General features: G+C 48.0%; 12 protein-coding genes and 1 pseudogene. 12 read left to right on the top strand and 1 reads right to left on the bottom strand.

All coding sequences use genetic code 11. The features are described 5' to 3' along the window. The first annotated feature begins 28 nt into the window (after positions 1-28). The 4 genes and pseudogenes from odhB to J3B89_RS21285 form a co-directional block, all read left to right on the top strand. On the top strand, positions 29-1,222 hold the full coding sequence (gene odhB, locus J3B89_RS18625; RefSeq protein WP_215399145.1) for a 2-oxoglutarate dehydrogenase complex dihydrolipoyllysine-residue succinyltransferase: 1,194 nt from the start codon (positions 29-31) through the stop codon (positions 1,220-1,222). 145 nt (positions 1,223-1,367) lie between these two features. Next, a complete protein-coding gene (gene sucC, locus J3B89_RS18620; protein WP_215399144.1) occupies positions 1,368-2,534 on the top strand; it encodes an ADP-forming succinate--CoA ligase subunit beta in 1,167 nt (388 codons plus the stop codon). Positions 2,535-2,544: 10 nt separating this feature from the next. Beyond that, the gene (gene sucD / locus J3B89_RS18615; RefSeq protein ID WP_215399143.1) at positions 2,545-3,417 is read left to right on the top strand and encodes a succinate--CoA ligase subunit alpha; all 873 of its coding nucleotides are present in this window, start codon (positions 2,545-2,547) and stop codon (positions 3,415-3,417) included. Positions 3,418-3,456: 39 nt separating this feature from the next. After that, a pseudogene (locus tag J3B89_RS21285) lies at positions 3,457-3,747 on the top strand (DUF2200 family protein); the annotation flags it as partial. Between the two features lie 24 nt (positions 3,748-3,771). On the opposite strand, the gene J3B89_RS18610 reads toward J3B89_RS21285, so the two are convergent. Next, the gene (locus J3B89_RS18610) at positions 3,772-4,683 is read right to left on the bottom strand and encodes an AraC family transcriptional regulator (protein ID WP_215399142.1); all 912 of its coding nucleotides are present in this window, start codon (positions 4,681-4,683) and stop codon (positions 3,772-3,774) included. 101 nt (positions 4,684-4,784) lie between these two features. On the opposite strand from J3B89_RS18610, the gene J3B89_RS18605 reads away from it, so the two are divergent. The 8 genes from J3B89_RS18605 to J3B89_RS18570 all read left to right on the top strand — a co-directional run bounded on the left by J3B89_RS18605 (position 4,785) and on the right by J3B89_RS18570 (position 11,406). After that, on the top strand, positions 4,785-5,525 hold the full coding sequence (locus J3B89_RS18605; protein ID WP_215399141.1) for an SDR family oxidoreductase: 741 nt from the start codon (positions 4,785-4,787) through the stop codon (positions 5,523-5,525). Between the two features lie 75 nt (positions 5,526-5,600). Then, positions 5,601-5,810, top strand: a complete 210-nt coding sequence (locus tag J3B89_RS18600) for a hypothetical protein (protein WP_215399140.1) — start codon at positions 5,601-5,603, stop codon at positions 5,808-5,810. 81 nt (positions 5,811-5,891) lie between these two features. Next, positions 5,892-6,542 carry a glutathione S-transferase family protein gene (locus J3B89_RS18595; RefSeq protein WP_215399139.1) on the top strand — a complete coding sequence of 217 codons (651 nt, stop codon included), beginning with the start codon at positions 5,892-5,894 and terminating at the stop codon, positions 6,540-6,542. Between the two features lie 85 nt (positions 6,543-6,627). Next, positions 6,628-7,668 carry a multifunctional transcriptional regulator/nicotinamide-nucleotide adenylyltransferase/ribosylnicotinamide kinase NadR gene (gene nadR / locus J3B89_RS18590; protein ID WP_215399138.1) on the top strand — a complete coding sequence of 347 codons (1,041 nt, stop codon included), beginning with the start codon at positions 6,628-6,630 and terminating at the stop codon, positions 7,666-7,668. 97 nt (positions 7,669-7,765) lie between these two features. Then, on the top strand, positions 7,766-8,470 hold the full coding sequence (locus J3B89_RS18585) for a thermostable hemolysin (protein ID WP_215399137.1): 705 nt from the start codon (positions 7,766-7,768) through the stop codon (positions 8,468-8,470). After that, complete coding sequence (locus J3B89_RS18580; protein ID WP_215399136.1) at positions 8,470-9,957, top strand: AMP-binding protein; 1,488 nt, start codon at positions 8,470-8,472, stop codon at positions 9,955-9,957. The genes J3B89_RS18585 and J3B89_RS18580 overlap by 1 nt, the downstream gene beginning before the upstream one ends. Next, entirely contained in the window at positions 9,932-10,624 is a 693-nt protein-coding gene (locus tag J3B89_RS18575; protein WP_215399135.1) for an iron-containing redox enzyme family protein, read from the top strand. Before J3B89_RS18580 ends, J3B89_RS18575 begins: the two co-directional genes overlap by 26 nt. Next, a complete protein-coding gene (locus tag J3B89_RS18570; RefSeq protein ID WP_215399134.1) occupies positions 10,621-11,406 on the top strand; it encodes an SDR family oxidoreductase in 786 nt (261 codons plus the stop codon). Before J3B89_RS18575 ends, J3B89_RS18570 begins: the two co-directional genes overlap by 4 nt. Positions 11,407-11,429 lie beyond the last annotated feature (23 nt).

Here is an 11,429-nt window from a genome sequence, read left to right as displayed (position 1 = left end):
ATAAGACCAACCGGTAAAAGGTGAAAAAGTGGAAATTAAAGTACCCGTACTGCCAGAATCCGTTGCAGATGCAACCATCGCCACCTGGCACGTTAAAGCAGGCGAAGCCGTTACACGTGATCAGGTATTAGTTGATATTGAAACCGACAAAGTGGTACTTGAAGTTGTTGCTCAGGCCGACGGCGTAATGGGTGAAATCATTCATGACACCGGTGCTACCGTAACTGCTGAAGAAGTTATTGGTAAAATGGAAGCCGGTGGCGCACCCGCGGCGAAAAAAGACGATGCGCCAGCGAAGAAAGAAGATACCAAAGCTGATGCAGGTTCAGACGACAGCAGCGATGATGCACTAAGCCCGTCAGTGCGCCGCATGATTGCTGAAAAAGGCTTAGACGCCAGTAAAATTAAAGGCACTGGCAAGAATGGCCGTGTGACTAAAGAAGATGTAGAGAAGTTTGTTGCCGCTGCGCCTGCGAAAGCTGCAGCGCCTGCGGCCTCTGCACCAACAGCGGTAGCTGGTGATCGTAGCCAGAAACGTGTGCCGATGACACGTTTACGCAAAACCATCGCGAACCGTTTGCTCGAAGCGAAAAACTCTACAGCCATGCTAACGACGTTTAACGAAGTTAACATGAAACCGATTATGGATCTGCGTAAGCAGTATCAGGACGTGTTTGAGAAAAAGCACGGTATACGTTTAGGTTTTATGTCGTTCTATGTTAAAGCGGTAACTGAAGCGCTGAAGCGGTTCCCTGAAGTTAACGCTGCTATTGACGGCGACGATATTGTTTACCACAACTATTTTGACGTTAGCATTGCGGTGTCTACGCCTCGTGGTCTGGTAACGCCGGTACTGCGTGACTGCGACAAAATGAACCTGGCTGAAATTGAAAAAGCCATTAAAGATTTAGCCATTAAAGGCCGTGACGGTAAGTTGTCGATGGACGACTTAACCGGTGGTAACTTCACTATCACTAACGGTGGCGTATTTGGTTCATTAATGTCTACGCCAATTATCAACCCGCCACAATCCGCTATTCTGGGTATGCATAAAATCCAGGACCGCGTAATGGTAGTCGATGGCAAGATGGAAATTCTGCCAATGATGTATCTGGCGCTGTCTTACGATCACCGTATTATCGATGGTAAAGAGTCAGTAGGCTTCCTGGTAACCATTAAAGAGTTACTGGAAGATCCGACCCGTATCCTGCTGGATATCTAAATATCCGCAAAAAGTAGCTAAAAATGCTGTTGTTTTACGACAACAGCATTTTTTATCGAACCGGTTGGCACTATAATATGCGCCGATCAAAAGTCAGGCTGCACCACAAGGGCAGCCTCCATATTCAAATGAACGGAAAATAGCCATGAATTTGCACGAGTATCAGGGTAAGCAACTGTTTGCCCAATATGGTTTGCCTGTATCTAAAGGCATTGCCGCAGCTACAGTTGAAGAAGCGGTAGCAGCTGCAGATAAAATCGGCGGCGATATGTTTGTTGTTAAAGCTCAGGTTCACGCTGGTGGCCGCGGTAAAGCGGGCGGCGTAAAACTGGTTAAAAGCAAAGAAGATATCAAAGCTTTCGCAGAAAAATGGCTTGGCAAGAACCTGGTTACTTACCAAACTGATGAAAAAGGTCAGCCGGTTAGCCGTATCCTGGTTGAACCTTGTACAGATATCGCTAAAGAACTGTATTTAGGCGCAGTAGTAGATCGCTCTTCACGTCGTATCGTGTTTATGGCATCTACTGAAGGTGGCGTAGAAATTGAAACTGTAGCTCACGAAACACCAGAAAAAATTCTGAAAGCTGCAATTGATCCTTTGGTAGGCGCACAGCCATTTCAGGGCCGCGAGTTAGCATTCAAATTAGGCCTTGAAGGCAAGCAAGTTAACCAGTTCGTAAAAATCTTTATGGGCCTGGCTAAACTGTTCCAGGAAAAAGATCTTGCTCTGTTAGAAGTAAACCCACTGGTTATTACGCCTGCAGGCGATCTGCACTGCTTAGATGCCAAACTGGTTATTGATGGCAATGCACTGTACCGTCACCCTGATTTAAAAGCGATGCAGGACCCGTCACAGGAAGATCCACGTGAAGCACATGCTGCCTCATGGGAGCTGAACTACGTAGCTTTAGGTGGTGACATCGGCTGTATGGTAAACGGTGCCGGTTTAGCTATGGGTACAATGGACATCGTTAAATTACATGGTGGCCAACCAGCTAACTTCCTGGACGTTGGCGGCGGCGCGACTAAAGAACGTGTAGTTGAAGCATTCAAAATTATCCTGTCTGATGACGCTGTTAAAGCCGTATTCATCAATATCTTCGGTGGTATCGTGCGTTGTGACATGATCGCTGAGGGTGTAATCGGCGCAGTGAAAGAAGTTGGCGTTAAAGTACCAGTAGTTGTTCGTCTGCAAGGTAACAATGCAGAACTGGGTGCTAAAGTGCTGTCTGAAAGCGGCCTGAATATTATCGCTGACACAGACCTGACTAGTGCTGCCAAGCAAGTAGTTGCTGCAGCGGCTAAGGCATAAGGGGTTATCAATGAGCGTTTTAATTAATAAAGATACCAAAGTAATTTGTCAGGGTTTCACAGGTGCTCAGGGTACTTTCCACTCTGAACAAGCCATTGCTTACGGCACTAAAATGGTTGGTGGTGTAACACCGGGTAAAGGCGGTCAAACTCACTTGGGTTTACCAGTATTCAATACTGTAAAAGAAGCGGTAGAAGCGACTGGTGCAGAAGCATCCGTGATCTATGTACCAGCTGCTTTTTGTAAGGATTCTATCCTGGAAGCGGCAAACGGCGGCATCAAGCTGATCGTTTGTATCACTGAAGGTATTCCTACACTGGATATGCTGGATGCTAAAGTTAAATGTGATGAATTAGGCGTACGCTTAATTGGCCCTAACTGCCCGGGCGTTATCACGCCAGGCGAATGTAAAATTGGTATTATGCCAGGCCACATTCACAAGCCAGGTAAAGTAGGTATTGTTTCACGTTCAGGCACTCTGACCTATGAAGCAGTAAAACAAACTACCGATTACGGTTTTGGCCAGTCTACCTGTGTAGGTATTGGTGGTGACCCAATCCCGGGTTCTAACTTCATTGATATCCTGAAATTATTCCAGGACGATCCACAAACTGAAGCTATCGTAATGATCGGTGAAATCGGTGGTTCAGCTGAAGAAGAAGCCGCAGCTTATATCAAAGCTAACGTGACTAAGCCAGTTGTGTCTTACATTGCCGGTGTTACTGCACCAGCCGGTAAGCGCATGGGCCACGCAGGCGCTATCATCTCTGGTGGTAAAGGTACAGCTGACGAGAAATTCGCTGCACTGGAAGACGCTGGCGTTAAGACCGTTAAGAGCTTAGCTGATATCGGTAAAGCACTGAAAGAACTGACTGGCTGGTAATCCATCCGTTAGCTAATTTCTGCTAAAAAACCCGTCCTTGTGACGGGTTTTTTTATTCGCAGCCATCCATGGCGTTACTCAACGACGCTTGTAAACAAATTTTCAAGCGTATTGAAATGCTTTCAGCTGACTGAGCAAGGCCAACAACTGGATCTGGGCACTGATTTTAAATCCTTTTTCACACAGGCGCCTACGACAAACACCAATATTGTTTTGATTAAAGGTGTGGTCTGCGGTGCTCGGGTGGAAGAGGTTGCAGATCCTTTGATGCAAAAAATACGTTATTTAGACAAGCTGATTGATGAGCTGGCAAAAGGCAAAAGCATGGAAAAAATTCTGCGCTGTCATCGGCAATTAATGTGTTTTTACCAGCCTGTGTTCCTTTGCGTAACTGCTGGGAGATTGTCCTGTATAGCGGCTGAAGGCGGTGCTGAATGCGCTGGCGGATTGATATCCGGTGCGGTCTGCCACTTCGGTTAAGCCCAAATCCTGCCGTCTTAATAAATCTTTGGCCAGTGCCATTCTCCAGCGCAGCAGGTATTCCATCGGCAATACACCCACGGTGCGGTAAAAACGCTGAAAAAATGCAGTGCGCGATAAAGCCGATAACTGCGCCATGGCTGCAACAGTCCAGGAACGAGCGGGATCGCGGTGAATTTCCCGAATTGCCAAAGCAACGCGTTCATCTGCCAGACCCCGCAATAAACCAGGTTGTGCCTGCTTTGTAGCTGTGGAGCGCAATGCCTCAATCAACAGGACTTCCACCAGCCTGCTTAACACCAGGTCCTGACCAGCTAAAGCTTTTTGGCATTCGTCATTTATCAAACTCACCAGCACAGGCAGGCTTTTACTTTGGCGCAGATGCACTATGCCAGGCATCAGAGAAATTAATAAAGCTGAGTCGGGCGAGTTGAACTCAAAGTAACCACCTAATAAGCGCACATCAGCTGGACCTTCTGTGCGACCATGACGGATTTCTCCTGTAGCTAAAGCAGCGGCTTTGGAGTTAATCAGTTGTGGCGTAACGTTATCAAAACCCGACATCGTAAAGCCCGGCGTGGTGGGCAGCAGAATAAAGTCACCCGCTTGCAAAGTAACGGGATCCAGGCCGTCCACTGCAAGCAAACAACTGCCTTCCAGCACAGCGCAAAAGCTTGGAAAACCAAAATCAGAATAACGTACAGCCCATGCACCGGCACCACTGATGCCTTTTGAAAACACCGTGCGGGGTTGCAGCAAGCTGATCACTTCCGTCAGCGGATCCATGAAATATGAACTCTAAGTAATGAAAAGTGCACTATCTATTATAGATAGTACGAAGGGTATTCGCTACTTTTACTACAGCGAAACTAACTTACGGAGATGCTATGAAAACTGTACTGATCACGGGTTGCTCATCTGGTTATGGCCGGGAAACCGCCTTGTATTTTTTGGCAAAAGGCTGGAAGGTCGTGGCAACAATGCGTACGCCAACCACAGCTGGTTTTCCTCAGTCGGAACACTTAAAAGTTTTAGTTTTGGATGTGACTCAGGCCGACAGTATCAAGACCGCACTGAAAGAGGCTGGCCCTATAGATGTATTGGTGAATAATGCCGGTATTGGACTCTTTGGTGCTTGTGAAGCCACGCCAATGACCACAGTACGCGAGGTCTTTGAAACCAATACCTTTGGCATGATTGCTATGGCTCAGGCCGTGATCCCACAATTCCGGGCGCAAAAATCTGGTGTTATTATTAATCTAACGTCAAGCACAGTATTGCTGCCCATGCCATTGGTGGCTGTTTACACCGCCAGTAAAACCGCTATTGAAGGTTTTAGCTCGTCTTTGGCGCTGGAGTTAAAGCCCTTTGGTATTGAGGTGAAATTAGTGCAGCCAGGTTACGGCCCAACTACCAGTTTTACCAGTAATGGTGCCGAACGTATGCAAGGGCTGATCACCGCAGATTATGCTGACTATGCCCACAGTGTATTTGCAGCTTTTACGCAGGCGCAGCACTTTACCAAAGAACTTGATGTGGCTGAAGCGGTGTTCCGTGCGGCTAATGATCAATCGGGCCAACAGCGTTTTCCTGCAGGTGCGGACGCCATAGCTTTATCTTTGGCTTAAAACAGTGAATTTAAGTCACAGTGAGCAGCCGTATTGCTGTGACTTTTGTACGCCTAACCGAAGGACTGTAGCTTTATGACTCCTGATTTACTAACTGACAAAAGTTTTTCAGCCATGTTATTTGATATGGACGGCACCATCATCAATTCTATTGCTGCTGCAGAAAATGTCTGGGCTAAGTGGGCCAGATCTCATGGTATTGATGGTGAAACCTTTTGCTCCGGTGTTTTATTAGGATGTAACAGGGGCGCTGAAGCGTCAGGCAGCACGTTTTCGTATCTATGATTTAGATGCTTCAGGCCGGGCTGTAATTGCGCTTATTCAGCGGTTTTTTTTATCTCTGCTGATTGAGATTAAGGAGGGGCTATGTACAACATATACGGCGCCGCTGGTTCAGGCTCGGTAGCCATTGAGGCAGCATTGGAGCTGATTGGTGCACCTTATCAGGTGCTGGTCGAAGCGCCAACCTGGGAGGGAGAGCATCAGCGCAACAAAGTGGCGGCGGTAAACCCAATGCGGCAGTTACCGGTATTGATCACACCGCAACAGCAGGTGATAACCGAAAGCGCCGCCATTTTATTGTGGCTAACTGAACAGCATCCTGAAGCCGGACTGGCACCGTTACCGGGCACGGCCACGCGGGCGCAGTTTTTGCGCTGGATGAGCTTTATTCCGGCGTCGATATACTCAATGTACTGGATACGCGATGAGCCAGCCCGGCTGGCTGGCAATAACACCGGGTTTTATCCGCAGCTGTTGGAGCGCACTGCCGAGCGTATTACGCAGTGTTGGCAGGTGATGGATTCGCAGCTGACACCAACGCAGTTTCTGCTGGGCGAACATATAACAGTGCTGGATCTTTATGTCACAGTAGCCAGTCGCTGGACCCCGCGGCGTAAACATTTTTATCGCGTTGCTCCTGCTATGGCTGATGTCGTCAAACGGGTGGATGCCTTGGCACCGTTACAAGATTTCTGGGCCAGACGTTTTCCGTTTGAACCAGGCTGGGAAGGTTAGCCCCTTCGGCAAATACGCCAAATAGCCTTTTTGTGCGTTTCGGTGTAGGGTGCCTGTATTACGCTGTAATAACGGGAGTTAGTGGATGAAAATTGGTGTTTTTCCGGGCAAATTTTTACCACCCCATCGTGGTCATATTACGGCGATACTGCGCGCTCATGCGTTGTGTGACAAGCTGTATGTCGTAATAAGTGAGCGTACACAGGAAGACGGGCAATTGTGCGATAGTGCCGGTATTGCTTATATCAGTGGTGTGTTGCGCCAGCGCTGGTTATCGCAGGAACTACAGGGCCTGGGTATTGAGGTGCTGTTACAAAATGAAGATACGATGGCACCTTTTCCACAAGGTTGGGGAGCTTACGCCAAGCAGCTAAAATACACCGTACCTGAGCCTTTTGGCGTGATTTACGGCGGCGAAGAGCGTTACCGCGATGGCCACAACCGCTACTTTCCGGGCATCGAATATAAGGTGTTGGATCCGCAGCGCACCCAGTGGCCGATTAGTGGCACAGAAATCCGTAATCACCCGTATTTACACTGGGACTATATCGCCGGCTCTGCCAGGCCGTTTTTTGCCCGCAAGGTGCTGATCACCGGGCCGGAGTCTTGCGGTAAAACCACACTAACGCGCAAACTGGCTAAAGTGTATTGTACGTCGTGGTCAGAAGAGCTGGGCCGTGATTATCAGCATGATGTTGTTGGTGGTAATGGCGATTTATTTGACCTGGAAGATTTTAACCGTATAGCACATTTACAGTACGAGCAGGATTTAACCGCCTTACGTAGCGCCAATAAAGTCTGTTTTTTTGATACTGATGCTGTGGTTACAGCGTTTTTCAGTCAGGTATTTTTAGGCCGGGTAGCGAGCAGGGTAGAAAGTTTTATTGACCCTGCCAAGTACGATCTGGTTATTGCGCTTAAGCCTACCGTGCCCTGGGTGGCTGATGGTATGCGTGAGCTTGGTGATCAGGCTACCCGCGAACTAAGTTTTGAGCAACTGATGGCGCTGTATCAGAGCTATGGTTTTGATGTCAGCCGTTTTTGCGTGATAGACGCGCCGGACTATTATCAACGGTTGGAGGGCTGTATTGCAGCAGTTGAAAAGTCGCTGTATGGTACTGCTTGATCTAAGATATAAAAGAAATGTCCTGCCAAAGATTGTCTTAAGACTACTTTAAGTATTCTCCTCCAGACTGGTTACAACGGTAAAACAGGAGCCCGTTATGACCAGTCTTATGCAAAGCACCAAACTCAGCGTTAGCTCAAGCGTCAACAACGTTGCAACGGCGTCCGGTGAAAGTTGTTTACAGTTAGTGTTACCTGATCAGCCACAACGTAGCTCTTTGCAGCAATTTATTCAGCAAGGATTTACCGCGCACTATCAGGCTAAGGTAGAACATTTTATGCCTAATTTATTAGGTGTAAGCCGGAACGGCCAGTGGCAGGCAGTATTGGGATTACGCTGCGCGGCCAGAACGCAGCTGTTTATTGAGCAATACTTGCCTGCTGCAGTGGAGCAAGTACTCGCCTCCCATGGGGTGTATGCTGAACGTCCCCATCTGATCGAAATTGGCCATTTGTACGCGTCAAACCGGCAAAGTTTATTACAGCTATTTGTACTGATGGCTTATGCGCTGGACCAGTTAAATTACCGCTACCTGTTATGCGCAGCCACAACACAGGTACGCAGTATTTTAAGCCGTCATGGTATTGAGCTTACCGAACTGAGTGAAGCAAAGGCTGAAGCTTTAGGTAAGCAGGCCGCCAGTTGGGGCCGCTACTATGATACGGATCCAAAAGTATGTGTGGTGGATTTAGCCGCTGTAACCCGATTGATCCATCGCGAAGAGAAGCTCACTGCTTTAGCGCATCAGCACTGGCCACAGTTACATCAGTTAGTCGCCCGCTTGCCGGCAGGAGACTGCTAATGCGGATTGAATTACCAGTGACAGCTATGCTGTGCGATCTGGCGACGGGGATAAGCTATTCGCAGGCCAGGATCAAAAAGCAGATGCGTTTATGGCAGGAACTATTATCAGGTTATGGTGCGCGGCGTATTGCGTTGGCAGCCAATAGCTCAGCGCAGTGGGCGCTACTGGACTTAGCCTGTCTGGATGCTGATTTAATATTGGTGCCACTGCCAACTTATTTGTCTGGTAGCCAACTGCAGCACGTGATGTCACAATTGGAGCCAGATGTTTATATTTCAGATACAGAACAACAGGCAGCCGAATTTACCTTGTTGGAACAAGTCGGTGATCTCTTGCTGTATCGCCGTGATTTACAAAGTGCTGGTGCGGCTATTGCCCCGACTTGTCAAAAAATTACGTTTACCTCAGGTTCAACCGGACAACCCAAAGGAGTGTGTTTGTCGGCGCAAAGCCAACTTGATGTAGCGTACAGCCTGATTGAACGCATTAAACAAGATTCACCTAAGCATCTGTGTTTATTACCTTTAAGTACTTTATTAGAAAATATCGCGGGTATTTATGCTCCATTGTTAGCCGGTGGTGAAGTGTTGATAGCCCCGGATCCAATGCGCGGTTTTAAAGGGAGTCAGTTGGTTAATCCGCAGGCTTTGCTGCAGCTTATTAGCAATGTAGCGCCAAAAAGTCTGATTTTAGTACCTGAATTACTGCAACTGCTGGTGATGGCAAGATCTCAGGGTTGGCAAGTGCCACAGTCACTGGAATTTATAGCTGTTGGTGGTGCTCATGTTTCTGTTGCGTTATTGCAGCAGGCGTCGCGGCTTGGATTACCCGTGTTTCAGGGCTATGGCTTAAGTGAATGTGCTTCTGTGGTTGCGTTATCAGGTTTTGATGCGCGGCAAAGTTCGGCTTCTGTACTGGCATCAGTGGGGTTGCCATTAGCGCATCGTGAAATCGAAATTATTGATGGCGAAATTGTAGTAAAGCAACCATTTCTGGGTTATCTGGGCGATGCCGCGTCTGCCTGCGATAAGGTATTTACCGGAGACTTAGGCGAGTTGGATGCCCGGGGCCGGTTACGTATTCTTGGGCGTCGCAAGAATTTACTGATCTCAAGTCTGGGCCGAAATATTTCACCGGAATGGCCGGAAGCGTTACTAACACAAAGCGGTTTAATCCGCCAGGCGGTATTGCTCGGAGATGCTAAGCCATACTGTGCTGCACTTTTATACCTTGCTGATCTCAAATCGGCAGCATTGCTACCTGCCTATCTGCAGCAGGTGAACCAGCAACTACCAGACTACGCGCAAATAAAAGCTTTTAGGTTACTAAGTCAGCCTTTGTCTTTAGAAGACGGCACGTTAACGGCTAATGGCCGGCCACGGCGTGCCGAGATTGCTAAGAAATACCAAAGCCTGATTGCCGATTTATTTTTATCCGAAGATATAACAGGAGAGCCCTATGAGTTTTTACCAAACGCTGGTTAATGCAACAGAAACAGAGCGAGCTTATTTACTGGATGCGCCGATGATACGCCGCACTTTTGCCGGTGATTTCACCCTGGATCATTATGTGGCTTTTTTAACCCAGGCCTATCACCACGTTAAGCATACCGTACCGCTGTTAATGTCGGTGGGTGCTTTGCTGCCGGAGTCGAAAGAATGGTTGCGCGAAGCGGTGGCGGAGTATATTGAAGAAGAGCTGGGGCATCAGGAATGGGTGCTAAATGATATAGCCGCCTGTGGTTATGATAAAGAGCAGGCCCGCACCGCAAAGCCAGCTCTTGCCACTGAGCTGATGGTGTCTTATGCCTATGATTCAGTGCGCCGTGTTAACCCGATATGTTTTTTTGGCATGGTGCTGGTGCTTGAGGGTACCTCTATTGCCTTAGCTGAGCAGGCCGCCAGCAAAATTGCCACTACTTTACAGCTGCCCCGCAAAGCTTTTACCTATTTAAACTCGCACGGTGCTTTAGATCAGGACCATATCAGGTTCTTTGAAAGCCTGATGAATAAAATTACCGATCCGGCTGAGCAGGCGCAGATTATTCACAGTGCCAGGTGTTTCTTCCACTTATACGGTGATGTATTCCGCAGTCTGGAACAACCTCATGGCCTGAGCAAGAAAAAGCAGGCAGAGGAGTATATGGTATGAGCTTTTTAGCACGAAAAACGGTATTGCTGACCGGGGCTACCGGCGGTATTGGCTCTGAAGTCGCCAGGCAGTTAAGCGCTGCAGGGGCCAGACTTATTCTGACCGGGCGCTCTGCAACAAAACTCGAAGCATTACAACGTCAATTGGCAGTTGAAACCCTGGTGTATTGTTGCGACTTAACTGTTACGGCAGAGCAGCACGGCTTGCTACAGTTTTGCCAGCAACAGGGTGGTATAGATGTGCTGATTAACAATGCCGGTATCAGCCAGTTTAGTTTATGCCAGCAACAGCAATTCAGTGAGCTGATCAGCATTAATTTACTGGTACCTATGCAGCTATGTCAGCTGTTTTTACCTATGTTACGCCAGCGTAAGGGCCAGATAGTTAATGTAGGCTCAGCTTTTGGCAGCATAGGTCATCCCGGGTTTACCGGTTATTGCGCCACTAAATTTGGGTTACGTGGCTTTACTGAAGCTTTGCAACGTGAATTGGCAGGCAGCGATATTCAGGTGAAATACTTTGCGCCAAGAGCCACAGAAACCAGTATTAACTCCAGCGATGTAGTGCAACTGAATCAACAACTTGGCAATACCGTGGATAGTCCGGTCTGGGTAGCAGAGCAATTGATTAAACAACTGGAGTCAGGGGATCTTCGCCGTTTTCTTGGCTGGCCTGAGCGTATCTTTATCCGTCTGAATGGCATTTTTCCTGCGCTGGTAGATATGGCGTTAAAAAGTAAATTAACACTCATCGAGTTATTTGCCGCGGGCAAAAACCATTAACGAGGTAAATATGAACAAAATAA

This window comes from Rheinheimera oceanensis (assembly GCF_018831085.1).
Taxonomy (GTDB): Bacteria; Pseudomonadota; Gammaproteobacteria; order Enterobacterales; family Alteromonadaceae; genus Alishewanella; species Alishewanella oceanensis.
Note: the sequence above shows the minus strand (reverse complement) of the source record. Positions and strands in the feature narration are given on the sequence as shown.

Excerpts from the sequence above, each read along its gene's own strand:
- sucD (WP_215399143.1), top strand. The coding sequence starts at position 2,545 with ATGAGCGTTTTAATTAATAAAGATACCAAAGTAATTTGTCAGGGTTTC.
- J3B89_RS18585 (WP_215399137.1), top strand. The coding sequence starts at position 7,766 with ATGACCAGTCTTATGCAAAGCACCAAACTCAGCGTTAGCTCAAGCGTC.
- nadR (WP_215399138.1), top strand. The coding sequence starts at position 6,628 with ATGAAAATTGGTGTTTTTCCGGGCAAATTTTTACCACCCCATCGTGGT.
- J3B89_RS18605 (WP_215399141.1), top strand. The coding sequence starts at position 4,785 with ATGAAAACTGTACTGATCACGGGTTGCTCATCTGGTTATGGCCGGGAA.
- J3B89_RS18580 (WP_215399136.1), top strand. The coding sequence starts at position 8,470 with ATGCGGATTGAATTACCAGTGACAGCTATGCTGTGCGATCTGGCGACG.
- J3B89_RS18575 (WP_215399135.1), top strand. The coding sequence starts at position 9,932 with ATGAGTTTTTACCAAACGCTGGTTAATGCAACAGAAACAGAGCGAGCT.
- sucC (WP_215399144.1), top strand. The coding sequence starts at position 1,368 with ATGAATTTGCACGAGTATCAGGGTAAGCAACTGTTTGCCCAATATGGT.
- J3B89_RS18600 (WP_215399140.1), top strand. The coding sequence starts at position 5,601 with ATGACTCCTGATTTACTAACTGACAAAAGTTTTTCAGCCATGTTATTT.
- J3B89_RS18595 (WP_215399139.1), top strand. The coding sequence starts at position 5,892 with ATGTACAACATATACGGCGCCGCTGGTTCAGGCTCGGTAGCCATTGAG.
- J3B89_RS18610 (WP_215399142.1), bottom strand. The coding sequence starts at position 4,683 with ATGGATCCGCTGACGGAAGTGATCAGCTTGCTGCAACCCCGCACGGTG.
- J3B89_RS18570 (WP_215399134.1), top strand. The coding sequence starts at position 10,621 with ATGAGCTTTTTAGCACGAAAAACGGTATTGCTGACCGGGGCTACCGGC.